Annotated in this window: 34 protein-coding genes and 1 tRNA gene; 12 read left to right on the top strand and 23 right to left on the bottom strand. The window is 63.9% G+C overall.

From position 1 onward, the window contains the following. Positions 1-108 precede the first annotated feature (108 nt). Together ABID59_RS06535 and ABID59_RS06530 are read right to left on the bottom strand one after the other, a co-directional pair. The gene (locus ABID59_RS06535; protein WP_354082821.1) at positions 109-321 is read right to left on the bottom strand and encodes a hypothetical protein; all 213 of its coding nucleotides are present in this window, start codon (positions 319-321) and stop codon (positions 109-111) included. Positions 322-410: 89 nt separating this feature from the next. Next, positions 411-647, bottom strand: a complete 237-nt coding sequence (locus ABID59_RS06530) for a hypothetical protein (RefSeq protein WP_187435166.1) — start codon at positions 645-647, stop codon at positions 411-413. 259 nt (positions 648-906) lie between these two features. On the opposite strand from ABID59_RS06530, the gene ABID59_RS06525 reads away from it, so the two are divergent. Continuing rightward, positions 907-1,254: a DUF6481 family protein gene (locus tag ABID59_RS06525; protein WP_354083114.1), complete on the top strand. Its 348-nt coding sequence runs from the start codon at positions 907-909 to the stop codon at positions 1,252-1,254. A 168-nt stretch (positions 1,255-1,422) separates the two neighbouring features. Here ABID59_RS06525 and ABID59_RS06520 read toward each other — a convergent pair whose 3' ends face one another. Next, positions 1,423-1,662 carry a pentapeptide MXKDX repeat protein gene (locus ABID59_RS06520; protein ID WP_148753916.1) on the bottom strand — a complete coding sequence of 80 codons (240 nt, stop codon included), beginning with the start codon at positions 1,660-1,662 and terminating at the stop codon, positions 1,423-1,425. A gap of 317 nt (positions 1,663-1,979) precedes the next feature. On the opposite strand from ABID59_RS06520, the gene ABID59_RS06515 reads away from it, so the two are divergent. From ABID59_RS06515 to ABID59_RS06505, 3 genes are read left to right on the top strand one after another with little or no spacing between them, the layout of a single operon-like run. Next, positions 1,980-3,002, top strand: coding sequence for a TRAP transporter substrate-binding protein (locus ABID59_RS06515; RefSeq protein WP_354082820.1), 1,023 nt, complete (start codon positions 1,980-1,982; stop codon positions 3,000-3,002). Then, positions 2,999-3,553, top strand: a complete 555-nt coding sequence (locus ABID59_RS06510) for a TRAP transporter small permease (RefSeq protein ID WP_354036854.1) — start codon at positions 2,999-3,001, stop codon at positions 3,551-3,553. Before ABID59_RS06515 ends, ABID59_RS06510 begins: the two co-directional genes overlap by 4 nt. Further along, positions 3,550-4,908, top strand: a complete 1,359-nt coding sequence (locus ABID59_RS06505; protein WP_354036855.1) for a TRAP transporter large permease — start codon at positions 3,550-3,552, stop codon at positions 4,906-4,908. Before ABID59_RS06510 ends, ABID59_RS06505 begins: the two co-directional genes overlap by 4 nt. A 113-nt stretch (positions 4,909-5,021) precedes the next feature. Here the strand turns inward: ABID59_RS06505 and ABID59_RS06500 are convergent, their stop codons facing one another. The 4 genes from ABID59_RS06500 to ABID59_RS06485 are packed head-to-tail and all read right to left on the bottom strand — an operon-like array spanning position 5,022 to position 10,714. Further along, positions 5,022-5,933, bottom strand: coding sequence for a hydroxymethylglutaryl-CoA lyase (locus tag ABID59_RS06500; RefSeq protein WP_354082819.1), 912 nt, complete (start codon positions 5,931-5,933; stop codon positions 5,022-5,024). A gap of 1 nt (position 5,934) precedes the next feature. Beyond that, positions 5,935-7,938, bottom strand: coding sequence for an acetyl-CoA carboxylase biotin carboxylase subunit (locus ABID59_RS06495; RefSeq protein WP_354082818.1), 2,004 nt, complete (start codon positions 7,936-7,938; stop codon positions 5,935-5,937). A 4-nt stretch (positions 7,939-7,942) separates the two neighbouring features. Next, on the bottom strand, positions 7,943-9,547 hold the full coding sequence (locus ABID59_RS06490; protein WP_354082817.1) for a carboxyl transferase domain-containing protein: 1,605 nt from the start codon (positions 9,545-9,547) through the stop codon (positions 7,943-7,945). 39 nt (positions 9,548-9,586) lie between these two features. Further along, positions 9,587-10,714, bottom strand: a complete 1,128-nt coding sequence (locus tag ABID59_RS06485) for an isovaleryl-CoA dehydrogenase (RefSeq protein WP_502916781.1) — start codon at positions 10,712-10,714, stop codon at positions 9,587-9,589. Between the two features lie 170 nt (positions 10,715-10,884). On the opposite strand from ABID59_RS06485, the gene ABID59_RS06480 reads away from it, so the two are divergent. After that, a complete protein-coding gene (locus ABID59_RS06480) occupies positions 10,885-11,913 on the top strand; it encodes an AraC family transcriptional regulator (protein ID WP_354082815.1) in 1,029 nt (342 codons plus the stop codon). Between the two features lie 14 nt (positions 11,914-11,927). On the opposite strand, the gene ABID59_RS06475 is transcribed toward ABID59_RS06480, so the two are convergent. Together ABID59_RS06475 and ABID59_RS06470 are read right to left on the bottom strand one after the other, a co-directional pair. Continuing rightward, positions 11,928-12,422: an Lrp/AsnC family transcriptional regulator gene (locus ABID59_RS06475; RefSeq protein WP_354082814.1), complete on the bottom strand. Its 495-nt coding sequence runs from the start codon at positions 12,420-12,422 to the stop codon at positions 11,928-11,930. Between the two features lie 97 nt (positions 12,423-12,519). Next, complete coding sequence (locus tag ABID59_RS06470; RefSeq protein WP_057754809.1) at positions 12,520-12,825, bottom strand: ETC complex I subunit; 306 nt, start codon at positions 12,823-12,825, stop codon at positions 12,520-12,522. Between the two features lie 253 nt (positions 12,826-13,078). Here ABID59_RS06470 and ABID59_RS06465 point away from each other — a divergent pair, with 253 nt between their 5' ends. Next, positions 13,079-14,257: an OpgC domain-containing protein gene (locus tag ABID59_RS06465; RefSeq protein WP_354082813.1), complete on the top strand. Its 1,179-nt coding sequence runs from the start codon at positions 13,079-13,081 to the stop codon at positions 14,255-14,257. 49 nt (positions 14,258-14,306) lie between these two features. Here ABID59_RS06465 and ABID59_RS06460 read toward each other — a convergent pair whose 3' ends face one another. Next, the gene (locus tag ABID59_RS06460; protein ID WP_148753906.1) at positions 14,307-14,501 is read right to left on the bottom strand and encodes a hypothetical protein; all 195 of its coding nucleotides are present in this window, start codon (positions 14,499-14,501) and stop codon (positions 14,307-14,309) included. Positions 14,502-14,649: 148 nt separating this feature from the next. Continuing rightward, entirely contained in the window at positions 14,650-15,030 is a 381-nt protein-coding gene (locus ABID59_RS06455; RefSeq protein ID WP_354082812.1) for a hypothetical protein, read from the bottom strand. Between the two features lie 382 nt (positions 15,031-15,412). On the opposite strand from ABID59_RS06455, the gene ABID59_RS06450 reads away from it, so the two are divergent. Continuing rightward, positions 15,413-15,634 (top strand): RNA-binding protein, encoded by a 222-nt coding sequence (locus ABID59_RS06450; RefSeq protein WP_354082811.1) that lies wholly within the window; start codon positions 15,413-15,415, stop codon positions 15,632-15,634. 214 nt (positions 15,635-15,848) lie between these two features. On the opposite strand, the gene ABID59_RS06445 is transcribed toward ABID59_RS06450, so the two are convergent. From ABID59_RS06445 to ABID59_RS06430, 4 genes are all read right to left on the bottom strand, one after another. Then, positions 15,849-15,925: transfer RNA gene (locus ABID59_RS06445), tRNA-Pro, on the bottom strand. Positions 15,926-16,037: 112 nt separating this feature from the next. Continuing rightward, positions 16,038-16,523 carry a DUF192 domain-containing protein gene (locus ABID59_RS06440; RefSeq protein WP_354036869.1) on the bottom strand — a complete coding sequence of 162 codons (486 nt, stop codon included), beginning with the start codon at positions 16,521-16,523 and terminating at the stop codon, positions 16,038-16,040. Positions 16,524-16,674: 151 nt separating this feature from the next. Next, entirely contained in the window at positions 16,675-17,307 is a 633-nt protein-coding gene (locus tag ABID59_RS06435; RefSeq protein ID WP_354082810.1) for a cold-shock protein, read from the bottom strand. 208 nt (positions 17,308-17,515) lie between these two features. Beyond that, on the bottom strand, positions 17,516-18,277 hold the full coding sequence (locus tag ABID59_RS06430) for an SIR2 family NAD-dependent protein deacylase (RefSeq protein WP_354082809.1): 762 nt from the start codon (positions 18,275-18,277) through the stop codon (positions 17,516-17,518). A gap of 270 nt (positions 18,278-18,547) precedes the next feature. Between ABID59_RS06430 and ABID59_RS06425 the strand changes: the two genes are divergently transcribed. Continuing rightward, positions 18,548-18,712, top strand: a complete 165-nt coding sequence (locus ABID59_RS06425) for a hypothetical protein (protein WP_354082807.1) — start codon at positions 18,548-18,550, stop codon at positions 18,710-18,712. Positions 18,713-18,800: 88 nt separating this feature from the next. Here the strand turns inward: ABID59_RS06425 and ABID59_RS06420 are convergent, their stop codons facing one another. Next, on the bottom strand, positions 18,801-19,088 hold the full coding sequence (locus ABID59_RS06420) for a hypothetical protein (protein WP_148753902.1): 288 nt from the start codon (positions 19,086-19,088) through the stop codon (positions 18,801-18,803). A 119-nt stretch (positions 19,089-19,207) separates the two neighbouring features. Between ABID59_RS06420 and ABID59_RS06415 the strand changes: the two genes are divergently transcribed. Beyond that, on the top strand, positions 19,208-19,453 hold the full coding sequence (locus ABID59_RS06415) for a hypothetical protein (RefSeq protein ID WP_354082806.1): 246 nt from the start codon (positions 19,208-19,210) through the stop codon (positions 19,451-19,453). Between the two features lie 26 nt (positions 19,454-19,479). After that, positions 19,480-19,605, top strand: a complete 126-nt coding sequence (locus ABID59_RS06410; RefSeq protein WP_354082805.1) for a hypothetical protein — start codon at positions 19,480-19,482, stop codon at positions 19,603-19,605. Here the strand turns inward: ABID59_RS06410 and ABID59_RS06405 are convergent. The 4 genes from ABID59_RS06405 to ABID59_RS06390 all read right to left on the bottom strand — a co-directional run bounded on the left by ABID59_RS06405 (position 19,602) and on the right by ABID59_RS06390 (position 21,632). Next, entirely contained in the window at positions 19,602-19,799 is a 198-nt protein-coding gene (locus tag ABID59_RS06405) for a hypothetical protein (protein WP_354082804.1), read from the bottom strand. The genes ABID59_RS06410 and ABID59_RS06405 overlap by 4 nt on opposite strands. A 139-nt stretch (positions 19,800-19,938) precedes the next feature. Then, positions 19,939-20,289, bottom strand: a complete 351-nt coding sequence (locus ABID59_RS06400) for a GrlR family regulatory protein (protein ID WP_148753939.1) — start codon at positions 20,287-20,289, stop codon at positions 19,939-19,941. 374 nt (positions 20,290-20,663) lie between these two features. Beyond that, entirely contained in the window at positions 20,664-20,798 is a 135-nt protein-coding gene (locus ABID59_RS06395; protein ID WP_354082803.1) for a hypothetical protein, read from the bottom strand. A gap of 537 nt (positions 20,799-21,335) precedes the next feature. After that, a complete protein-coding gene (locus ABID59_RS06390) occupies positions 21,336-21,632 on the bottom strand; it encodes an HU family DNA-binding protein (protein WP_027531020.1) in 297 nt (98 codons plus the stop codon). A 437-nt stretch (positions 21,633-22,069) separates the two neighbouring features. Here ABID59_RS06390 and ABID59_RS06385 point away from each other — a divergent pair, with 437 nt between their 5' ends. Both ABID59_RS06385 and ABID59_RS06380 read left to right on the top strand, forming a co-directional pair. Then, the gene (locus tag ABID59_RS06385; protein ID WP_148753900.1) at positions 22,070-22,255 is read left to right on the top strand and encodes a hypothetical protein; all 186 of its coding nucleotides are present in this window, start codon (positions 22,070-22,072) and stop codon (positions 22,253-22,255) included. 173 nt (positions 22,256-22,428) lie between these two features. Further along, complete coding sequence (locus tag ABID59_RS06380; RefSeq protein WP_148753899.1) at positions 22,429-22,737, top strand: hypothetical protein; 309 nt, start codon at positions 22,429-22,431, stop codon at positions 22,735-22,737. Positions 22,738-22,938: 201 nt separating this feature from the next. Here ABID59_RS06380 and ABID59_RS06375 read toward each other — a convergent pair whose 3' ends face one another. The 3 genes from ABID59_RS06375 to ABID59_RS06365 form a co-directional block, all read right to left on the bottom strand. Further along, the gene (locus ABID59_RS06375) at positions 22,939-23,103 is read right to left on the bottom strand and encodes a hypothetical protein (RefSeq protein WP_187435161.1); all 165 of its coding nucleotides are present in this window, start codon (positions 23,101-23,103) and stop codon (positions 22,939-22,941) included. 6 nt (positions 23,104-23,109) lie between these two features. Next, positions 23,110-23,316 carry a hypothetical protein gene (locus ABID59_RS06370; protein ID WP_354082802.1) on the bottom strand — a complete coding sequence of 69 codons (207 nt, stop codon included), beginning with the start codon at positions 23,314-23,316 and terminating at the stop codon, positions 23,110-23,112. 141 nt (positions 23,317-23,457) lie between these two features. After that, the gene (locus tag ABID59_RS06365) at positions 23,458-24,138 is read right to left on the bottom strand and encodes a transposase (protein WP_354082801.1); all 681 of its coding nucleotides are present in this window, start codon (positions 24,136-24,138) and stop codon (positions 23,458-23,460) included. Between the last annotated feature and the right edge of the window lie 286 nt (positions 24,139-24,424).

The following is a 24,424-nucleotide window of genomic DNA, read 5'->3' as shown; positions in this document are numbered from 1 at the left end:
ACGGACATGACCGGCCTGTCAAATTGACCCCGACAGGTCGGCTATGTCCCGTTACAAATGATTAAGATCACGGCAATTTTTCGTTCGGGCGTGTCCGGCGAGACCGGCCTAGCGGGCAGGCTCGATCACATTGCAATTGCTTCGCCCCGACATCAGGCAGTCCTGCATCTTGCTGGCGGCCGTGAGGTCGCGGGCGAGCCACAGCCCGACACCGAGGATGACAGCGGCGATGATCAGACCCGCGATTGCGCCGCGCCGACTGTCGCCGGATTGGGGTTTTGGCGGCGCGCCGGGCTTGTTGGCAGGATCAGGCTTGGACATGGCTACTTGGATTTGGGGACCTTGTCGCGCGGTGAGGCCCTTTATCACCTCTGCGACGTCGCGTCACATCCTGCCCTGCCCCTCGCCGCTTAGCCCCTGGTCGCCCTCAGCGCCTCCTTGCGCGAGGTCTCGACCGCCGGGATCGCCTGCTGCCGGCGCGGCGCGCAGCTGGTCAGGATGAAGGCGGTCTGGGTGCACTCCCATGCGGCCCCTAGAACGGTGCTCTCGATGGGCTGCGGGCGGGCAAGTAACAGCACCGCACCTGTCACCGCCACTGCGGCGGCCGTGATTGCAAGGGCCTTCAGGCTCAGCCGGAAAAAGATCATGCCCGTGCTCCGTCTCGTGGCGGACGCTAGGCGCCGCCGTTGGGGTGCCCTTATGAGGGACATCACAATTCGGCAGTTTTTCCGGGCTACGAAGGATCGGCTGGTCGAGCGATTTTCGTTGACCTGATCGGCTGCGATTATGGGTGGCTTCGCGGCGCGTGACGATGTACACGCTTCTGCGTCGCGTGGTGCCTGCTTGTGCCCAGCCGACGTACCAACAGTCACCGATGTAGGATTGAAAGCGAGGAAGGCAAGGCCCGTGAGTGGATTTAGGGAACCCGGGTTTTCAGACCGGCAAAAGGCGGCGCAGGAAGCGCGCAAGAATCTTTTGAACAAATTCAAGTCGCAGCCTGGGCCTGATGATCCCGCGGTTGTGGCGAAGCGTGCCGAGCGCGAGGCTCTCGCGGTCAAGCGCGCCGAAGCGAAGGCTGCGCGCGATGCGGAAAAGGCCGAGCAGAAGCGTCGCGAGGAAGAGGCCGCAGCGCTGGAAGCCGCGCGGATCGCCCGCGAAGCGGAAGAAGCGGCAGCAAAGGCGGCTGAGGTCGAGGCCGAGCAAAAGGCCAAGCGCGACGCGCGTTACGCCGCCCGCAAGTCCAAGCGGAAGTGACCTTCAACAAAATTTGACCTGAAGCGCACGTGCTTCAGGTCAAATCCTGACGGTACGGACCAGCCACGTCCGCGCGAACGCGCGCGTACGTTGTCAGGCCCTCGACCGAAATCGGAGCAGCGCATGCCGGGCTCGCCCCCTCGAGGCGCCCGGCACGACGGCAAGAGATCAGTTCTTCTTCATGCCGTCGTCTTTCTTCATGCCATCCTTCGACATCGTGTCTTTCTTCATGCCGTCGTCCTTGGACATGGTGTCCTTCTTCATGCCGTCCTTGGACATCGTGTCCTTCTTCATCATGCCGTCGTCCTTGCCCATCTTGTCCTGGGCGAACGCGGCCGGCGACAGCGCCAAGCCAAGCGAGAGAGCGGCAGCCGAGACGCCGAGCACGATGCGGGTGCGAATGGTCATGAGAAATAATCCCTTCAAGATGGTGTTTGCCAGCGACTTGTGCCGCTACACAATCTCGACGGATCGACGCGCAGGCTTGTTACGCGACGTTGCGGACTTTTTTTCTGTCAGGCCGGTGCCCCTGCTCGCCAATCGTGCTAATGCCCGGAACAGGGCAAAGCCGCGTGTGCGTCGCAGCAACGACGCGACTTGCAGCCGCATTCGATCTCGAACTATCAGATGAGAGAATATCGGGTGGAAGACCGGCTAGAATGGGCCCTGGGCCGGCCTCAAAACCCGATCCTGCCAACAAGAAAACAGTCCAAGGGGATCACGTCATGCTTACCCGCCGCCATCTGCTCGCGATCGCCGTCGCCGCGCCCGCCATTCTCCGCTTCGGCATCGGTACTGCGCATGCCGCGACCACGCTGAAGATCTCGCATCAATTCCCCGGCGGCACCATCGACAAGGGCGATTTCCGCGACCGGCTCTGCCGCATGTTCGCCGCCGAAGTCAGTAAGCGCAGCAACGGCGACATCGCCGCCGAAATCTATCCGAATTCCTCGCTGATCAAGACCAACGCGCAGTTCTCGGCGATGCGCAAGGGCGCACTCGACATCTCGCTGTATCCGATGCCCTACGCCGGCGGCGAATTGCCGGAGACCAATATCGGCTTGATGCCCGGCCTCGTCACCACCTACGACCAGGGCATGCGCTGGAAGAAGGAGCCGGTCGGCAAGGCGCTGACCGACTTCCTCGCCGACAAGGGCATTATCCTCCTGAGCTGGGTATGGCAGGCCGGCGGCGTCGCCAGCCGCTCCAAGCCGATCGTCGCTCCCGAGGATGCGAAGGGCATGAAGGTGCGCGGCGGCTCGCGCGAGATGGACATGGTGCTGCAGACCGCCGGCGCCTCGGTGCTGTCGGTGCCCTCGAACGAAATCTACGCGGCGATGCAGACCGGCGCCTGCGACGCCGGCATCACCTCCTCCACCAGCCTGATCTCGTTCCGGCTCGAAGAAGTAGCGAAGTCGCTGACCTCGGGCGCGGGCGCATCCTACTGGTTCATGCTGGAGCCTCTGATGATGTCGAAGGCGATCTTCGACAAGCTGCCGAAGAACCAGCAGGACGTTCTGGTCGCCGTCGGCGAGGAGCTCGAGGCGTTCGGCCGCAAGGGCGCGCAGGATGACGACGTCGAGGTCGCCAAGGTCTACGAGAAGGCCGGCGCAAAGGTCTCGGCGCTGGATGCCGCGACGGTCGGCAAGTGGCGCGACATCGCCCGCGACACCGCGTGGAAGGATTACGGCGCCAAGACCGCGACCGCTGCGAATCTGCTCAAGCTCGCCTCCGACGTCGCTGCATGAGCCACGGTCCGCTCCCGGATCGTGACGACACGGCGAATGCCGCCGCAAGGACCGGCCTTGCGGCGGCGCTCGATCGCGGCCTCGCCGTCCTCAATCGCATCATCGTCGCGTTCGCCGCGCTGGCGCTGGTCGCAGCCTGCGCCATCCTGAGCTACAGCGTGCTGAGCCGCGCGCTGTTCAAGGCCGCCAATTACTGGCAGGACGAAGCCGCTGTGTTCCTGCTGGTCGGCGCGACCTTCATGACGGCGGCCTATGTGCAGCAGAATCGCGGCCATATCGGCATCGAGGCCTTCGTCGGCCTGCTCTCGCCGCTGGCGAACCGGATCCGGCTCTGGATCGTCGACGCCGTGACGTTCCTGTTCTGCGTCTTCTTCGCCTGGAAGTCGTGGACGCTGGCGCATGAAGCATATGTCGACGGCCAGGTCTCGAACTCGATGTGGTCGCCGCCTCTGGCCATTCCCTATTCCCTGATGGCGCTTGGCATGAGCCTGCTCTGCGTCCAGATCCTCGTGCAGCTGGCGCTGCCGTTCGCGGGAGCCAAGCGTTCATGAGCGTTTTCGGTATCGGTATCGCTTACGGGGTCGCGACGCTGCTCGTGATGTTTTCGGGCATGCCGATTGCGTTCGCGCTCGGCGCGGTCGCGGTCGTGTTCATGGGCATCTACATGCCCGCGGCATCGCTGGATACGGTGACGCAGAACGTCTACGAGGAGATGGCCTCGATCACGCTGCTGTCGATCCCGCTCTTCATCCTGAAGGGTGCGGCGATCGGAAAATCGCGCGCCGGCCAGGATCTCTATTCGGCGCTGCACGCCTGGCTGCATCGGGTGCCCGGCGGCCTCGGCGTTGCCAACGTCTTCGCCTGCGCGCTGTTTGCGGCGATGGCGGGTTCCTCGCCCGCGACCTGCTCGGCGATCGGCTCGGCCGGCATCCCCGAGATGCGCAAGCGCGGCTACTCCGGCGGCTTCGCAGCCGGCATCATCGCCGCCGGCGGTACGCTCGGCATCCTGCTGCCGCCCTCGATCACCATGATCCTGTTCGCGGTCGCCGCGGAGAAATCGCTGGGACGCCTGTTTCTCGCCGGCATCGGCCCCGGATTGCTGCTGGTCTCGCTGTTCGGCGGTTATGCCGTGATCCGCTTCCGTCAGGAATATGCCGCGGCCGAAGCAGCCTACAAGAACGGCGGCCCGGAAGCCGCGATCCTCGCCCGCGACGAATATACGCTTGCCGAGCGCTTCAACGTGCTGCCGCGCGTGCTCCCTTTCGTCCTGCTGCTGACCGGCGTCATGGCCGCACTCTATGGCGGCTATGCCACGCCGTCGGAGACCGCCGGCCTCGGTGGCCTGCTGGCGCTGGGATTGATCGCGGCGATCTACGGCGTGTGGCGGCCGAGCGATCTTGGCCCGATCATGAAGTCGACGATCCGGGAATCGACCATGCTGATGATGATCATCGGCATGTCGCTGCTCTATTCCTACGTGATGAGCTATCTCCATATCTCGCAATCGGCCGCCGAATCCGTCGTCGCCATGCATCTGCCGCGCTGGGGGCTGCTGTTTGCGATCCTCGTCATGGTGGTCGTGCTCGGCTTCTTCCTGCCGCCGGTCTCGATCATTCTCATGACCGCACCGATCATCCTGCCGCCGTTGCGCGCCGCCAATTTCGACATCATCTGGTTCGGCGTGGTCATGACCATCGTGATGGAGATGGGTCTGATCCATCCCCCCGTCGGCCTCAACATCTTCGTCATCCGCAACGTCGCGCCGGACATCTCGCTGAGCGAAGTGATCTGGGGCACGCTGCCCTTCGTGCTGCTGATGATGGGCGCCGTGCTGCTGCTCTGCCTCGTGCCTGATATCTCGACCTGGCTGCCGGACCTGGTGATGGGGCCGGACGGGAGCAGGTAGAGGCGATCAAGCTCTCGTAGGGTGGGCAAAGCGCAGCGTGCCCACCACTCGCGAATGCGATTACCGAGAGATGGTGGGCACGGCGCTACGCGCCTTTGCCCACCCTACGAGAGCTACGATACCGCTCGCTTCTTCTTCGCATTCAGCGCCGACGCCACGCGGCTTACTGGCGGCTTGCCGAGCACGCCGCTCATCGTATTGGTCGCCGCCAGCAGCTTCTCCATATCGACGCCGGTCGTCACGCCCATGCCCTCGAGCATATAGACGACATCCTCGGTCGCGACATTGCCCGTCGCACCCGGCGCGTAGGGGCAGCCGCCGAGGCCGCCCGCGGCAGCGTCGATGACGCGGACACCCTCCGCCAGGCCGGCATAGAGATTGGCCAGCGCCTGGCCGTAGGTGTCGTGGAAATGCATCGCGAGCTTTGCGGCGGGAATATTGGCGGCCACCGCGCGCAGCATCGCCTTGGCCTTATCAGGCGTGCCGACGCCGATGGTGTCGCCGAGCGAGATCTCGTAGCAGCCGAGCTCCCACAGCGTGCTCGCAAGATCGGCAACCGCCGTCGGCTTGATCTCGCCGTCAAAGGGACAGCCGAGCACGCAGGAGATATAGCCGCGCACCTTCACGCCGTCGGCCCTGGCGCGCGCCAGCACCGGCTTGAACCGCTCGATGGACTCCGCAACCGTGCAGTTGATGTTGGCGCGCGAAAAGCCCTCGGAGGCCGCCGCGAACACGGAGACCACCTTTGCGCCGGCGGCACGCGCGGCGTCATAACCCTTCTCGTTCGGCACCAGCACGTGGAATTCCGCGCCGGTCACGTGGGCAACGCCGCGCAGCACGGCATCCGAGCTCACCATCTGCGGGATCGCCTTGGGCGAGACGAAGGCGCCGACCTCGACCGTGTCGAGGCCGGCAGCAACCAGCGCCTCGATGAAGGCGATGCGGGCCTCCACGCTGACGGGCGTCTTCTCGTTCTGGAGGCCGTCGCGCGGCCCCATCTCGATGATGCGGACGGGATCGCTCATGTCATTCCCCGGAAGCCTCGACCACGGCGAGCTCGACGCCCTCCTGCACGATATCGCCGACCTTGCACTTGATCGACTTCAGCACGCCGGCATAGGGCGCGCGCAGCGTCTGCTCCATTTTCATGACTTCCAGTGTCAGGATCGGCGCGCCCTTCTCGAGCTTCGCCCCCTCCTCGGCCAGCACGGCGACGACGGTACCCGGCAAGGGCGCCGCGATCTTGTCCGCGCCGGCCTGCTCCTCGGTCTCGCCGCCGAACGGATCGACCCAGTGCAGGTCGAAGCGGCCGTTGCGCGTGCGCAAATACAGCTCATGGCCGTCGATCACGGCGGCGACGGAGGATTTCATACCGTCGAGCGTCAGGTCGAAGCCGCCCTCCTTCGGCGCAACCGTGAACGCCAGCTCGCGCTCGCCGATCAGCAGCGTCGACGGCCCGCTGCCGTAGTTCAGGCTGATCTCCTGCTCGGGCCCGTGGCCGACGCGGAACGCAAAGCTGCGCTGACGGCGGCCGACCGGCATCCAGCCAAAGGTCTGCCAGGGTGAATTCGCCTCCCCTTGCGCGGCCTGCCGCTCGTCATTGACGATCGCGGCGGCTGCGGCACACAGCTCGAGCTCACCGGGCGCCGGCGCCGTTGAGGTCAGGGCTGCCAGCTCGCGCTCGATGAAGCCGGTGTCGATCGCATTCGTCCGCACCTTCGGGTGCGTGATCAGCGCGGACAGGAACGGAATGTTGGTGACGATGCCGCGGACGTCGGAGTCTTCCAGCCCGCGGTTGAGCCGGTCGATCGCAACGTCGCGCGTCGGCGCCCAGGCGATCATCTTTGCCAGCATGGCGTCATAGTACGGCGAGACCGTATCGCCCTCGCGATAGCCGGCGTCGATGCGCAATCCGCCGGTCTCCTCGGGCAGCCGCCAGGTCGAGAGCTTTCCGACCGAGGGCATGAAGTTCTTGGTCGGATTCTCGGCATAGACACGCGCTTCGACGGCGTGGCCGTTGAGCTTGATCTCGTCCTGCTTCATCGGCAGCGCCTCACCGAAGGCAACGCGCAGCTGCCATTCGACGAGGTCGATCCCGGTGATCAGCTCGGTCACGGGATGCTCGACCTGAAGGCGCGTGTTCATCTCGATGAAGAACACGTCCTTGCCGTCGGAGACGAACTCGATGGTGCCGGCGCCGACATAATTCACCGCGCCCGCTGCTTTTCGTGCAGCAGCGCAAACGGTCTCGCGCTGGGCGGGATTGAGCGTCGGCGACGGTGCCTCCTCGATCACCTTCTGGTGACGGCGCTGCAAGGTGCATTCGCGCTCGAATAGCGACAGCAGATTGCCCTGGCTGTCGCCGATGATCTGCACCTCGATATGCCTCGGATTGTCGACATACTTCTCGATCAGCATGCGGTCGTCGCCGAACGCGGCCTTGGCCTCACGCTTGGCGCTGACGATCGCGGGCGCAAGCTCGGCCGCCGAGCGGACGATGCGCATGCCGCGGCCACCGCCGCCGGCGGAGGCCTTCACCAGGATGGGAAAGCCGATCTTGTCCGCGGCCTTCGACAACGTCGCATCGTCCTGGGCCTCGCCGTGATAGCCGGGGACCAGCGGCACGCCGGCCTTTTCCATCAGCGCTTTCGAGCCGGATTTTGAGCCCATCGCCGTCATCATCCCGGCGGTCGGGCCGACAAACACCAGGCCTGCATCGAAACAGGCCCGCGCGAATTCGGCATTTTCCGATAGGAAACCGTAGCCGGGATGCACGGCCTCCGCGCCGGTTTTCCGTGCGGCCTCGATCAACCGCTCCGCATTGAGATAGCTGTCGCGAGCCCGTGCAGGCCCCAGCAGCACGGCCTCGTCCGCGAGCGCGACATGCATCGCGTCGCGGTCGGCCTCGGAATAGACCGCGACGGTGCGCAGGCCCATGGCACGCGCGGTGTGGATGACACGGCAGGCGATCTCACCGCGATTGGCGATCAGGAGCGTGCGAAAACGGCGGTAGAGCTTTGAGCGGTCCATCGCATCACATCCTGAACAGGCCGAATTTCGTCGGCTCGATCGGCGCATTCGACGCCGCCGAGAGGCCGAGGCCGAGCACCAGCCGCGTGTCGGCCGGGTCGATCACGCCGTCGTCCCACAGACGCGCGGTCGCGTAATACGGATGGCCCTGGCTCTCATATTGCGCACGGATCGGCTCGCGGAATTTATCTTCCTCGTCCTTCGACCAGCTATCGCCCTTGGCCTCGATATTGTCACGGCGGACCTGGCTCAGCACCATCGAGGCCTGCTCGCCACCCATCACCGAGATGCGTGCATTCGGCCACATCCAGAGGAAACGCGGCGCGTAGGCGCGGCCGCACATGCCGTAATTGCCGGCGCCGTAGGAGCCGCCGATCACCACAGTGAATTTCGGCACCGAGGCGGTCGCAACCGCCGTCACCAGCTTGGCGCCATCGCGCGCGATGCCGCCGGCCTCGTATTTCTTGCCAACCATGAATCCGGTGATGTTCTGCAGGAACACCAGCGGAATGCCGCGCTGGCAGCACAGCTCGATGAAATGCGCGCCCTTCAGCGAGCTCTCGCTGAACAGGATGCCGTTGTTGGCAATAATGCCGACCGGATAGCCCCAGATGTGCGCAAAGCCGCACACCAGCGTCGTGCCATAGAGCTTCTTGAACTCGTCGAACTCGGAGCCGTCGACGATGCGCGCGATGATGTCGCGGACGTCGAACGGCTTGCGGCCGTCGACGGGGACGACGCCGTAAATCTCCTCCGCCGCGAACAGCGGATCGCGCGGCGGGTGCATGTTGAGGTTCGGCCGCGCCGATGGCTTCAGCGTGCCGACGATGCGCCGTGCGATGCCGATCGCGTGCGCATCGTTCTGGGCGTAATGGTCGGTGACGCCGGATTGCCGCGAATGCACGTCGGCGCCGCCGAGCTCCTCCGCGGTCACCACCTCGCCGGTCGCGGCCTTCACCAGCGGCGGGCCACCGAGGAAGATGGTGCCTTGATTGCGCACGATGATGCTCTCGTCCGACATCGCCGGCACGTAGGCGCCGCCGGCGGTGCAGGAGCCCATCACGATCGCGATCTGCGGAATGCCCTGCGACGACATCTGCGCCTGGTTGTAGAAGATGCGGCCGAAGTGGCGCTCGTCGGGAAATATCTCGTCCTGCAGCGGCAGGAAGGCGCCGCCGGAATCGACCATATAGACGCAGGGCAGATTGTTCTGCCGCGCGATGTCCTGCGCCCGCAGATGCTTCTTCACGGTCATGGGGTAATAGGTGCCGCCCTTGATGGTGGCGTCATTGGCGACAACAACGCATTCGCGGCCCGAGATGCGCCCGACGCCGGTGACGACGCTCGCCGAGTGCACGTCGCCGCCATAGAGGCCATGGGCCGCAAGCGGCGACAGCTCCAGGAATGAGGTCCCGGGATCGACCAGCAGATCGACGCGCTCGCGCGCCAGCATCTTGCCGCGCGATGTGTGGCGGTTGCGCGAGACCTCGCCGCCGCCGCCGGCCACCTGGCTGAGTTTCTCGCGCAAATCGGCGACGAGCGCGCGCATGGCGTCGGCATTGCGCGCAAAATCCGACGATGACGTGTCGATGCTGGAATGGAGCGGCATGTGGTCCCGCGTTTCTGGTGACGTGGTTGCGTGGTGGGTTTAAGCCGTTTCCGCCATCAGCTCACGGCCGATCAGCATGCGGCGGACCTCGGACGTACCGGCGCCGATCTCGTAGAGCTTGGCGTCGCGCCAGAGACGGCCGACCGGAAACTCGGATGTATAGCCGACGCCGCCCAGCGCCTGGATCGCCTCGCCCGCCATCCACGTCGCCTTCTCCGCGGAATAGAGGATCGCGGCGGCAGCGTCCTTGCGCAAGCTGCGGGCGTGATTGGCGCTGTCGCAGGCCTTTCCCACGGCGTAGACGTAGGCGCGCGTCGCCTGCCAGGTCGAATACATGTCGGCTAGCTTGCCCTGCATCAGCTGGAAATCGCCGATCGGCTGGCCGAACTGTTTTCGTTCGTGCATGTAGGGCACCACCGCGTCCATGCAGGCCGCCATGATTCCGAGCGGGCCGCCGGAGAGCACCGCGCGCTCGTAGTCGAGGCCCGACATCAGCACGTTGACGCCCTCGCCCACGCCGGCGAGCACGTTCTCCTCCGGCACCTCGCAGTCGTCGAAGAACAAGGGATAGGTGTTGGAGCCGCGCATGCCAAGCTTGTCCAGATGCGGGCCGTGGGTGAAACCCTTGAAGCCCTTCTCGATCAGGAAGGCGGTCATGCCGCGCGGGCCGGCCTCCGGATCGGTCTTGGCATAGACCACCAGCACGTCCGCATCGCCGCCATTGGTGATCCACATCTTCGAGCCGTTGAGCACATAGCGGTCGCCGCGCTTGTCGGCGCGCAGTTTCATCGAGACGACGTCGGAGCCGGCGCCCGGCTCGGACATCGCGAGCGCGCCGACATACTCGCCGGAGATCAGCTTCGGCAGATAGCGCTGCCGCTGCGCGTCGTTGCCGTTGCGGCGGATCTGGTTGACGCAGAGGTTGGAGTGGGCGCCGTAGGACAGCCCGATTGCGGCCGAGCCGCGCGAAATCTCCTCCATGGCGACGATATGGGCGAGGTAGCCCATGTTGGAGCCGCCATATTGCTCCGGCGCGGTCATGCCGAGCAGGCCGAGGTCACCAAAACGCTTCCAGAGATCGGCCGGGAACAAATTGGCCTTCTCGACCTCCGCCGCGCGCGGCGCCACCTCAGCCTCGACAAAGGCGCGCACGGTGTCGCGCAGCATGCCGATGTCTTCGCCCAGATCGAAGTCGATGCTCGGGATGTTCAAGGCGATTCCTCCAGTTCCCTGCGAATTTCTTGTCGGCCCCGAACCTACCCCCGCCCGGGCGCCGTGGCGGTCGAAAAGGTTGCATTTTCCGCCAAGTTTGGCGAGGGTTTTCCAAAGGACTATCGATGCCCTTTCAGGCCGCAACCGCCACGCCCCGTCGCGCCATGACGCCCGCCGCCTTCGTCCGCAGCGTGGTCGCGGCCTATGCCCGTTATGGGCGAGATCCGGCCGAGGCATTGAGCAAGGGGCAAGTTCTGTCCGACCTCGTTGGATCTGCCGACGGGCGTGTCACCGCGGCGCAGTTTGAGGCGCTGGCGGGTCACGCCATGCGCGAGCTCGATGACGAGGCGCTCGGCTGGTTCTCGCGCAGGCTGCCTTTCGGCACTTACGGGATGCTGTGCCGTGCCTCGATCACCGCGCCCAATCTCGAGGTCGCGCTGAAACGCTGGTGCCGGCATCATCGCCTGCTGACGGAAGACGTGCTGTTCGAGCTTGCGGTCAGCGGCGAGACCGCAATCATTTCCATTCGCGAGAAGCACGATCTCGGGCCCCTGCGCGAGTTCTGCCTCGTCACCCTGCTCCGCTATGTGCTCGGCTTCTCCTGCTGGGCGGTGGATTCAGCAATCGCACTCCGCGCGGCGGAATTTCCCTATGCCGAGCCCGGACACGTCTCGGTCTATCCGACCATCTTCTGCAAGCACATCCGCTTCGACGCAGACGGTGCCCGCATCGTCTTCGACAAGCATTATCTCTCGCTGCCGCTGACCCGCAGCGCGGCAGACCTCGACAGCATGCTCAAGGGCGCGTTGCGGCTGACCGTGCTACCCTATCGCCGCGATCGTTTGCTGGTGGAGCGTGTCCGACGGGTGCTCCGCGAGGCGCGCGGACGCATTCTCGGCGCGGAGGATGTCGCCAGCGAGCTTGCGCTCTCTACCCGCACCATGCATCGTCGGCTGCGCGAGGAAGCCACCTCGCTCCGCGACCTCAAGGAGGAAGCAAAGCTCGAGCTTGCCAAGCAGGAGCTGATGCGCGGCCGCACGCCGATCAAGCGGATTGCGGAACTCGCCGGCTTCCGCAACGAAAAGAGTTTTTCGCGGGCCTTCCGCAGCTGGACCGGCGCCAGCCCGCGCGAGTTTCGCGACAGATATCGTTGAGTCTCGCGCGGCCGCTATCCTGCCGGCGCCGCAGCCGCGATCTCCTGCACCGGCAGCGGCACGTCCTTCGCGACGCCCAGCACCGGAAAGCTGCGCACATTCTTCACGTTGGGCATCGCTGCGAAATGCAGGAGCTGCTGGCGCATGCTCTCGACGCTCGGCGCGACGCATCTCAGGAGATAGTCGGTGTCGCCGGAAATCCGCCAGCACTGCTGGATGCGCGGGATCACGGCGATCGATCCCTCGAACGCCTCCAGCACCGGCTGAGCCTGGCTGCCGAGCTGGATCGAGACGAACGACACCACCTCATAGCCGAGCAATCGCTCGTCGATGACGGCGCGCACCGCACGGATCACGCCGCGGCTGAACAGCGATTTGAGCCGCCGCAGGCAGTTCGGCGCGGACACGCCGACGCGCAGCGCCAGCTCGTTGTTGCGAACCCGCCCGTCCTGCTGCAGCTCGGATAAGATCTTCAGATCGACGCCGTCGAGCTGGTCACGCCCCGCCATCCCCCACCTCGTCATGGTCCCGTCACGTGGACCAGCGAAGCACGCGGCGGAATGGGTGCCAAGGGCTCCCCGCAGAGGACGGCCGAAGCGACGCCCCTCAGTGCGTCCAGGGCTCACCGCGGCGGAAGGAGAAGTTGTCGGCATACGCGACCTGGCGGTGCAGCGATTCCTTCGGCTCGATCACCTGGTAGGCGATGCCCTTGCGCTCGCAATAGGCGACCGCCTCGTCCTTGGTGTGGAAGCGCAGCGTGATCTGCTGCTTCATGTCACCGGACGAGGTCCAGCCCATCAGCGGCTCGACCGCGCGGGGCTGCTCCGGCTCGTAATCGAGCTGCCATTCCTTGGTCTTGGACCGGCCGGATTGCATCGCGTTCTTGGCGGGCTTGAAAATGCGTGCGGTCATTGGCGGTCCGGCCTCTCGGTCTTTTCGTTCGATTTTGATGCGTCACGGTAGCGATTGGTGGAAACCGCGGGCATAGTATAGAGACACCTTTCGGGAACTGATCGGTGATTCCGGGCCCCCGGGTCCCTCACCGGGGTATAGTCATTATGCTGCACTGTGACAATTGCGTACCCGCCGTCCGCCCGGGAATCATGCCCGGCGGTCCCGCCTCGCCGACCTCAGCGAAACCGTCCCCTTCGAGAGCTCCCGTCGCATGGCCTTCCTGAACATCAACGCCACGCTCCCCGAGAAGGGCCGTGACCTCAGGCTCGACCTGTTTCGCGGTGTCGCCAACTGGGCGATCTTCCTCGACCACATCCCCGACAACGTCGTGAACTGGATCACGACGCGTAATTACGGCTTCTCCGACGCGGCCGACCTGTTCGTCTTCATCTCCGGCTATACGGCCTCGTTCGTCTATGCCCGCATGATGCTGGAGCGCGGCTTCATCGTCGGCGCCACCCGCCTCACCAAGCGGGTCTGGCAGCTCTATGTCGCCCACATCATCCTGTTCGTGATCTACATCGCCTCGATCAGCTATCTGGCGCTGCGCTTCGGCGATTCCGAGATGATCAACGAGTTCAACGTCGCAGGCCTCGTCGACAATGCCACCGAGACGCTGCGCCAGGGCCTGTTCCTGCGCTTCAAGCCGCTCAATCTCGACGTGCTGCCGCTCTACATCGTGCTGATGGGCCTGTTTCCGCCGGTGCTGTGGTTCATGCTGCGCAAGCCCGATCTGACGATGGCGCTGTCCATCATCCTGTGGCTGTCCGCGCGCCATTTCGGCCTGAACCTGAACGCCTACCCGGCCGGCCAGTGGTACTTCAACCCCTATTGCTGGCAGGTGCTGTTCGTGTTCGGCGCCTGGTGCGCGATGGGCGGTGCGCGGCGCTCGATGACGCTGATCAACTCGCCGATCACGCTGTGGCTCTGCCTCGGCTATCTCCTGTTCGCGCTGGTCATGACCATGGCCGGCCGCTTCCCCACCCTCGGCGGCATGCTCCCGGAATGGCTGTTCTCGGCGTTCAATCCGAACGACAAGACCAACCTCGCGCCTTACCGCTTCATCCACTTCGTCGTGATCGTGATCCTGGTGATCCGCTTCGTGCCGAAGGACTGGCCGGGCCTGGAGTGGAAGGTCTTCGATCCGGTGATCGTCTGCGGCCAGCAATCGCTCGCCGTATTCTGCGTCGGCGTGTTCCTGTCCTTCGTCGGCCATTTCGAGCTGTCGATGAGCTCGGGCTCGCTGTTTGCGCAGCTCTTCGTCTCCATCGCGGGCATCGCGATCATGACGACGGTCGCCTATTACATCTCCTGGTCGAAGCGGCAGGACAAGCCGCTGAAGCCGCCGCCGGCGAAACCCGCGGCCGCTCCGGCGTCCAAAGCTGCTTGAAAACAAGCCTGCTTGAAAAGGCCGCCTGAGACCCGTGGCGGCGGAAGCCTCAGGCCGCCGCCTCGCCGTCGTACTCGGTGAACTTCTTGTAGATCCAGTCGCGGCCGTCGTGACGGCGCCAGACCTTGCCGTAGACGAGCTGCCCGTTGATCGAGCGGCGCGGCACGATCACGGTCCAGAGGTGCCAGATCTCGGTCCAGCTCGACCGTTGGCGGGGTGTTTTGGAGGTGAGATCGAAAGTCATGGCGGACAACTCGCGCGAAACGAAACGCCGCGACGAATGTGATCTCGTGTGAGCCGTTGATGCGGCGTCGTCGCGTGCCGGGACCAGCTTGATAGCAGTCGTCAAAGCGGCCGCAACGACGGCCCGTGCTTAACCTAACCGATCAACCTTACTTGCCGGCAGACCGCCGCCTTGCCGGTTGAAACGCCTGCCTATCTTTCCTAAGATGCATGCGCGATTTGAGAATGCGTGCGCCGTTTCCGAAGCGCGCGTCCGGTTGATTTTCAAGCTCCATTTTTTCAAACGACTGACTGCGCAGGTCGATGATCATGAATTTGCAGTTTGCACATTTGCATCTGACGATGGTTTTATCGCCCCCGACACCGATCGCCAGGCCGCCCCACGAGAAGTCGGCGAGGGCTGCCAACGACAATTGTCGGGTCTGGCCGCTGATCCCGTTTCCGGTGGGCTGGTACGCTTCGGGCTGAGCCCTCAAAAGCGCAACGCCGCGCAAGCGGAATATCATCGCTCGGCGGCGTCCGTTAGGCATTGGGCGCTGAAATCCCCAACTCTGATATGTCCGTGGCGACGGCCAAAGGTTCGATAAAGCCCAGGTAATTCTGCGCCGGCTAGGCTGTATTAGTTCCAGCAAAAATCGCGCAGAGACGGCGGCCTTCGAACAATAAGCGCCATGCGTTCGGCGTCGCGCTTGACCGCGCTTTTTGGCCCCGCCGCGAAGCAGGCGCAGCAGGCGTGAAAAAAGCGGCGACGCTGCCCTATCTCCGCTTCCCATGCAGCAACCAATCGGCGTGCCACGAGTTGCAGGTTCTTCCCTCTGTCCGGTTGGCCCGCGATCAGCCCGCAATCGGCTCCCGCCCGCCATGAATGGACAGTTATCCCGTCTCACGTCCGTGTGAGTTGGAGCGCGGCCGGTGAATTTTCGCGAGCGAACAGAGACCAATGAACAGCAGGCCGTTGGCCAAGGGGATGCCGTGAGCCAGGTTGATACGACCGAGAAACTGTCCGAGGCAGAAGAGCCCCCGACGTCGCCGTTAGCACTGTGCGGGCTCGGAATCGCGACGATCGCTATGGTGGGCTGGATCTGCGCACTGGGCTGGCTGGCCTGGCGCCTGGCGGACTGGCTGCTGTTCTAGGTCCGAACGACTCCGACGGGATCACGCCAGACGCCACGCCCACAGTCGCGGTGTGAATCGTATTCCTGAGTTGGTGGACGGTGACGCTGTTGACGGGACTGGTCAGCGGGAACGGCCGCGCCGCAGGCCGGCGATGACGGAACGAGGCACGAACCGCCTGTCAGAATCACGTCAGAATCACTTGGGAACAGTGTAGGAAATTCAACGTCGGGACTGGTCGGGGCAGCTGGATTCGAACCAACGACCTGCAGTACCCAAAACTGCCGCGCTACCAGGCTGCGCTATACCCCGAATGTCCGGCGAGCCCCGTCGATACACGCTTCCCCAAGCGCCAGCAAGCTTACGAAGCTCCAGCAAGCGTCCCAAACCGCCGAAACCGCGCCCCTTTGCTCAATTTGCGGATCTATTTGCTGCCGAACAAGGGGTGGCCGACGCGATCGCCGGGACGGATGCCGTATTTCTGCGCTGTTCCCGCCACCACCTCGAGGACGGCCCGGGCGGGACCTCTCGACGAAATGATCCTGGTCGAGAGCGGCTCGGTATTCTCGGCGATGCGCAGGATGCGCCCGTCGGCGCGAATGAAGATCATGTCGAGCGAGACATAGGTGTTCTTCATCCACATCGAGACTTCCTGCTCGGGGTTGAAGTCGAACAGCATACCTTTGCCGTCGGCCAATTCCTTGCGGTACATCAGCCCGGTCTGCTTCTCCTCGTCCGTGGTCGCCATCTCGACCGAGAACACCTGCACGCCGTTCTTGGTGACGATCTCGAGCGGCTGGAAGCTGGCCGCGCGAACGGACCCGATTGCGACGGCAAAGCCGGCAACGACGAGGACGGCGGCAAGCCAGCCCCGGGCAACGGACCGGGCGGCCTTTCGATCAAAGCTCATGGAAATGGACTCATGGGGCTGACGGCGAGGGATTGGGCCTGACGGCGCGGGACTGCGGCATCCTTACGCGGCGATCATGACAAAAGCCAGAAGCGCCCGACCCCGGGGCCGCGCGCTTCTGCTCACGAATACGAAAACGGGAAGCCGCCAGCTAGTGCGACTGGAGACCCGGCGATCCGGTCTCGGGATGGATCTCGGCGGCCATCATGCCCTTGGAGCCCGGCCCAAAGCGGACCAGCACATACTGGCCCGGCCGCAGCTCGGTCATGCCGAAGCGGCGCAGCGTCTCCATGTGCACGAAGATGTCGGGGGTGCCCTCGCCGCAGGTCAGGAAGCCGAAGCCGCGCAGCCGGTTGAACCATTTGACCTGGGCCCGCTCGAGCCCGCTGGTCGCGGTCACCGTGACGTGGGTGCGGGGCGGCAGCATCTGCGCGGGATGGATGGCGGTCGACTCGTCCATCGAGACGACGCGGAAGGCCTGATAGCCCTTGGCGCGCTGGATGCACTCGACGACGATGCGGGCGCCCTCGTACGCGGTCTGGAAGCCGTCGCGCCTGAGCACGGTCACGTGCAGGAGCACGTCGGGCCATCCATTGTCGGGCACGATGAAGCCGTAGCCCTTTGAGGCATCGAACCATTTGATGACGCCGTGGACCTCGACGAGGTTGGCGCTGCTCTCACCCAACCCGGTGAAGGGACTGAGCGCGCTATCGCGACCGGCGCCGTGCTCGCCCGGCGCGGGAGCTCCCAGCTTCTTGGACTCAAATCCGTCCGACGACCCCATAACCCCGGACCCCACACATGCCATGCAACCCGCCTCAATGGCGGCGTCGAATCACGCGTCTCTAGAGAACCTTCAGAGAATCTTCTCAATCGACGCGACGCGAATCTTTCGAATCAAAAGATAACACTCCCGGTTGCGAGGCATAGACAAAAAAGAGATTCGCCGGAACCTATGAACAGCTTGCACAGGCGCGAATCAAACTGATGCCTCAATTCCCGACAAAGGGCCCGAGTGCTTCGCCGATGTCGTGATGGATGACGAGGTCGGCGATGTCGTCCTGCCCCGTCGGCTCGCGATTGATGATCACCAAACGTGCACCTGCGTTCTTCGCCATCATCGGAAAGCCCGCCGCCGGCCACACCACGAGCGAGGAACCGATCGCGAGAAAGAGATCGCAGGCCTGCGACAGCTCGGTCGCGCGCTGCATTTCATCCTCGGGCATGGCCTGACCGAATGAGATCGTTGCGGTTTTGACCGGCTCGTCGCATGCGGTGCAGTTGGGCGCGGCGCCGTCCTGGTCGAAGCGGCGCTTCACCCAATCGAGCTGATAGTCCTGCCCACATCCGATGCAGCGCGCGTAAGTGGTATTGCCGTGAAGTTCAATCACGCGATCGGCGGCGAAGCCCGAGGCCTGGTGCAGATTGTCGATGTTCTGGGTGATGACCGCGGGAATCTTGCCGGCGCGATGCAGCGAGGCGAGCGCGCGATGGCCGCGGCCGGGTTTCGCTGCGGCGAACACCTCCTCCATCGCAAAACGCCGGCGCCAGGATTCATCGCGCGCCTCCTGGCTGGCGACAAACTCGTCGAACGGGATCGGACGGTTGCGGGTCCAAATTCCACCCGGCGAACGGAAGTCGGGGATGCCGCATTCGGTCGAGATGCCGGCGCCGGTGAACGGCACGATGATCCCAGCGTTCGCGATCATGTCGCCGAGCCGTTCGACACCGCTCTGAAGGTCCGATGCAATCACTCGCCGCCTCCTGATTTGCCGTCGCGCCAGCTGCAACATCTGCAAGCGACAAGATTGTTGACGCTGTTATCCACCGCCGCGCAAGTCGCGGGCGGCGATAGGGCGGCAATTTTTTCCGGCCTTCGCTTATCACAATCCTGCAATGCCTCCTCCCCATTGACGCCCCAATCAGAAGCGCCAATGCATGTGTTGACGCGACTCAACGTGATTGCGGCGGCAGTGCTTGAGTTCAGCAGTGCACATATACTCAGGTGTAGTGGGGGATTTGACATGACCGAAGAAGAACAACGCAAGATCCGCGAACGCGAAGAGATCGCCGCCCGTGTCGCCGCTTTCCGTGCCACGCAGGAAAAATTCAAGCGCGAGCGCGAGGAGTATTTCGTCTCGACGCTCGAGAACGCCCGCAAGGTGGAACGGCCCTCACTCTGGCCGTAAGACGTCGCGAAAGGACGCACACGAAACAAGACCCTGCGCCTACGAAAAAGCCCGGAGCACCGCTCCGGGCTTTTCGATTCTGCGGCCGTTACCAGTGACGGTAGTAACGGTGGTATCGGTAGTACGGTCCACCATAATAGGCGTACGGGCCGGGGCCGTAGACGTAGGCCGGGCCACCATAGTAGCCATAGCCCGGACCGTAATAGTCATAGCCATACGGATGCGACGCGGCGATGGCGCCTGCGGTGATCGCACCGGCGGCCAAGCCGAACGCCAGGCCCGGGCCAATGTGGCGCGCCTCGGCAGGCGCAGGGGCCGCGACAGCGGTCACGCCGACGGCTGCGACGGTGGCGAGGACTGCGAGTGTCTTCTTCATGATCTCCTCCTTCGCATCTCGCGGAGACAACGCGGACCATCGGGGATGGTTCGTCTTCGGTGGAACCGCGCCGCGCAGAAAAGTCTCGTGTGAAGAGGAACAATTTCGGGACGCGCGGATTGGACCTGCAAGTGCGGAAGCCTCCGCCATCCGGGTCGAGGCGACAGCACGACGACCCCGTCAGCATCTCCGCGGTGCTGGCGGGGTTTTTATCTGCATTGCTGACCCGTATTCGCAGGCTTGTTCCCAAATCCAACGCGCGGCATTGCGACGAGCTCGCCCGCGCCATTGCCAAGTTCCTCAAGGATTCGCCCTCGGCGGAATCGGAACTCGGGAACAAGCGCGCCGCGCACACGTTGAGGTAGTCTTCCCGCAAGAGGAGAGGCGCGTCATGCCTGCCTGGCTCGAAGTATTGCTCAACCTGTCCGGCTATGCCGGGTTCGTGGCGCTTGCGACCCGCGGCGCCGCACGCCGGCAGGAGTCCGCCGACGATGAGGTCTATGGCAGCAAGCGCTAGTTCGCGTGCGGCGGCTGTCCTGCCGTGCGCACCAGCCGGTCGGCCTTGACCGCGGCGCGCGTGTCGTCGACCTCGGGCCGCAGCGAAAAGCTGATCACCACGAAGGCGAGACAGAACAGCGTGCCGACGACAGCGACACGGCGATAGGTCTGGCGGTCGCCCTGATAAAACGACGGTTCTAGAAATGGGGTCATTGGCAAAAATCGGTTTCTTGTTGTCTTTGCCGGACTCCTATCCCAAGGCGCGGCAAGCGCAACGCGATTGGGCTTTTAACCTAACCGAATAGGGTTATCGCGATCGCTGCAAGCTTTCGTTAGTAGACAGCGGAGCGTCTCAGGCCTCGGCCAGCCACTTCAGCGACGCGCGAAATCCGAGGCTGCGATGGCCCGCGACCAGCACGGTGCCGTACACTTCGGCCCCCTCCTCGCTGAACGTGCCGGAGAAGCCGCTGGTCGCCTCGGCGCCGGCGAACAGCGGCCTGACAAGCGGATCGGCGAACGGCGAATGCTGGTTGGTGGCAAGCTCACCCTTCCAGGTGCCGTTGCCGACTGTGTAGGAGCCGCGCGACCAGAAGTAGGGTCCGCCGCCGAGCAGCACGCCATCGCGCAGGATCAATACGCCGCTGTCGCGGCCCTTCACGCCGTCGAGCATGTGGATGTGGATGGAGTAGAGCCCGTTCTTCATGGCAGCGCCCGCCGTGGCCTGCAACGATAGCGCGGCGCGCGGGGAGCGTCGAGCCGGCAGCCTCTCGTCCTTCGGTGACCGGCTTTGTTCAGGCTTCGCCGCCATTTCGTTCCCGGAGAACGAATCGGAATCGACGAAATCGGAACCAGGTAACTCCTAACAATCGGTTTGCGTCGCGCCAACCGATGCGCGGGTCACATCACCGTTGCGGACGGCGCTCGCGACGGCGGCGCTTGCGGCACGGACGAGCACGCGCAGCTTGTTCTGCAAACGACTCCATTTCGTTCCCGAAGAACGAATCGGAGTCGCGAAAATCGGCGCGATGCGATTCCTAACAATCGATGAAGCGCCGTCACGTCTTCAGCCGCGTACGCTCAGGCCGCGCGCTTGTTGCCCTTCTCCGAGAAGCATTCCAGGATCTGGATGCGGAGCTCTTCCGCGGCCGGGCCCTCGAGCTTCCTGAGCTGGTTCCAGAGCCGGATCACTTCGCGCTGTTTCTCGACGGTCATGAGTCACCTCCAAGGCGGGTGACTCACTAGAACAAAATGAGAACAAAAAGTCCAGCCCTCACGCAAAATTTCACGGGCATGTCGCGCTGAACATTTTCGCCGCGCCGGAGACCCATGGACGCCAGGGATTTCAGCGCCCGGTCACATGGCAGCGCCGCGAAGGACGAACATAGTCCGTCACCGCGGCGCGGTTGCTTTTTGGATCTTCAACCTTAAGTGAAGCACGATCTCGAGTTTGAGATGGCTGACGGCCAGGCGCTGAAATCCCAACGCCGTTAGCGAGAGAGCCCCGTGCGCAAGCGCGGGGTTTTTCTTCTTGGAGATCGGACGATGACTTGCGGGGACGGGCGAGCACGATCTCTCTTTGCGCGATGAACTTTTTCAGTGCTGGCGCGTCTCATAAAGGAAGCTTTCCCCAGGCTTCACCCCCATCAGAAAACCCCGCTCCCCCCAAGGCGGGGTTTTCCCCTTTTATCGGCATCACGCCGGCGGTCCGCGCGCTCAAGGCTCACGCAGACGGTGCGCGATCGCCGTGGATCAGACCGAGTCCTTGGCCACCTTCAGCGGCGAGGCCTTGACCGATTTGCTCGCCGGCTTCGCAGCAAACTGCATCGGCTCCTTGGTGAAGGGATTGACGCCCATGCGGGCTTCGGTCGCAGGCTTGTTGACGACCGACATCTTCACGAAACCGGGAATGACGAACTCACCGGACTCGTTGAGCTCCTTGTAGCCAACCGTCGCCATGTATTCGATGACCGACTTCACGTCGTTCTTCGCAAGCTGCGTGCCTTCCGCAATTGCATCGATCAATTGGGTCTTGGTCATCTTCGCCATGTCTGGATTTCCTCTGAATTGGATGCGCGCGAGCGGCGACGGTGCTTGGTCCGGGAAGCGGTAAAACTACGCGGGCTGCGCGTCAGTTCATGCCTGTCGGCCACGAAGCAGCCGGGCTTAGAACCCATTGAGGCCGAAAACGCAAGCAGCAGTTCGACCTGAGTTCCGTCATGTTTCCGCCGGAGAGTGCTGGCTGTGGCAACGGCAAATCGAATTCCACAGCATCCCTAGAGAGTTCTGCCAACCCGCGGACGCATCCGCGCTCGCGCGCGACCAGGTCTCCCGAGACACACGGGCATGCGCGGCAGCACGCGATCAAGCGCGCCCGCCTCGCCGCGTCATGCTCACAGGCTCGGACCGAGGATCGGTCGAGACCGTTCCTCGCGATGACCGCAATCAAGGGTTCTCTTTTCGGACCATCTCCTGCATAATGCTGCATGGCAAAAATAAAAGTGACCTTCAGAACCGCCCGGATTGCAGACAACGAGTGGAAAATCCTGGCTGATTACCCCGACCACGAGCAGCGCCAGATTACCGGCTTCACCAGCAAGGCAGATGCCGACGACTGGATCAACGGCGACCGCAAGATCGCCTGGCTCCGTTCCCAGGGCTATGCCAAATAAGGCTACGCCAAATAGGGCTACGGCAAGTGAGCTAGCCGAGTGAGGTAGCCGCGTGAACACGTGAGATTGCGTCACCTCGCCGTGAAACTTGTGACTCGACAGACATTGTTCAGACTCTGGTAACCCAACGCATCCACTCTCCATTCAGTATCGTTGCGTTGGAGTACCCCACAGTGCTGGATTTTGACGAGCTGCGTGAACTCGCGGCCGATGTTCGTGTGTTTGTCGATGTCGCCGAAGACAAGGCCGAAGCGCTCAGGGCGGTCATCGGCGCCTATGACGTGGTGCTGGCGATCTTCCCGTCCGGAGACGGCATGGGCCTCCACGTCATCAAGGGCAAAGAGATCCTGGACAAGATCACGACATCACGCACGCACGCGGCCTACAGCCACACGGCGATCGCGGTTCCCGACCTCGAGCATGCGGAAGTGCTGAAGCTGCTGACGACGGCGGCGCCGGTCGTGCAGCGGATTGCAGCTTAAGCGCAGACTTCTGCCAGCGACATCAACGCAGCCGTACGCACTGGTTGTGACCTCCGGAACGAGGGCCGCGTCGGAGACGGCAAGCCGCCGAAAACGACGAAGCACGGCACCGGCCACTCAAGCCGCTTTTCGAAAACCGCTCCCGGCGATGTCGGGGGCAGTTTTTCGCATTTCGGATTGGCGCTGCCGGAACGTCTCGCTTCAGTGTCCCCACAACGCGGCCGTCAGGCCGATCGCGATGAAGCCAAGACCGATGATCGCAGTCGCGATTTCGGCGGCGTTTTCCAGACTGAACAATTTGACGATGGCGGTCCCGACCGCACTGAGGACGATGTCGAACACCAGGCTGAGCAAGGCGTCAAGCATGGCCGCTCATCCTGCCTTGCCTTGGCGGACGTCATGCACCACGTCGCCGATGGTGCTGCCCACCACAATTGCAGCGACGACAGGCCAGCCGGCCGACGCAAGCAGGATGGCGCCGTAGCGCATCTCCTCGCCCGGGCGTTTGGCGCTATCGACGGCGGCAAACAACAGCACCGCGATCAGGCAGCCGACCACATATCGTTTGAACCAGTTCACGGCGAAAGACCTCGTTTCCAGGCATTCGTCGCGTCACACGCCACGCTGGTTCATCGGGCGGGCCATCCCGCCCCTCGCCGGCAGGACAGTGCCGACGATCACGCATGCGTGGCCACGAATTTCGGTGACAGTGCACTCAATTCACTCGTCGTCGCCGCCCTGCTCGTCCTGCGGCTTCGGTCCGCGCTTGGCTGCTTTTAGAGGCCGCCCGGTCAGCCGCTCGAGGCGGGCGAGGAAACGATCATTTCCGAGCGGCCGGCCGATGCTTTCCGCAGCGCGCAGCCGGTCGAACAGGTCCGTCTCCGGCGTGCCGTGGAGCAGGTCGGCGAAACGCGGGAAACGCTCCCTTATCGGTGCAAGCGCAGTCACTCCGTCGTCCTTGCCGCGCAGATGCGCACGCGTGCTCGCCCAACGCCAATCCTGTGCCCGCTGCACCAGCCGGGCGCGCACAGGGTTGAGCGATACGTAGCGCAACGCCGCCGCGAGATGCTCTTCGTCCATGGCCACCGCGCCGAAGCGCCCCTGCCAGAAGTGCCCCGCGCGCTTGCGCCGCGCCTGGATCACGCCCGCATAGGACCGGTGCACGCGTGCAAGCGCCCGGCGCAGCCCGTCCGTGTCGGACGGGACCAGAACGAGATGCACGTGATTCGGCATCAGGCACCACGCCCACACCTCGACCCCGGCCGCCTGGCAATTCTCCGCGAGCAGGTCGCGATAGAGCGCATAGTCGTCATCGCCAAAGAACGTACGCGCCCGGCCATTGCCGCGCTGGGTGACATGGTGAGGATGACCTGGAATGACGACACGGGCAAGACGGGCCATACCCCATCATGACCCCAGAGCCGCGCGATGTCAATTTAGTGCACTGTCACCGTAATTTGCCGCTGCGTGTCAAGCAACTCGCTGCTCCGAGACCTTGGCAATCGCATCCTTTAATACGTGACGTCGGCCCCTTACGTGTCCCGTGCTCAGCCAAATGTCGCCGGCTGGCTCGTGCGTCAGGCTGTCGATAGCGGGTTTCTACGGAAATCTCAAAGGTTCGTCCGGCCTCGCCGTCAGTACACCGCATCCGACCGGTGGCGGGTCAATGCCACCTTCTCCCGCTCGC

The organism is Bradyrhizobium sp. S3.3.6 (assembly GCF_040546905.1).
Lineage (GTDB): Bacteria > Pseudomonadota > Alphaproteobacteria > Rhizobiales > Xanthobacteraceae > Bradyrhizobium > Bradyrhizobium cytisi.
This window is presented reverse-complemented; position numbering and strand designations above follow the sequence as displayed.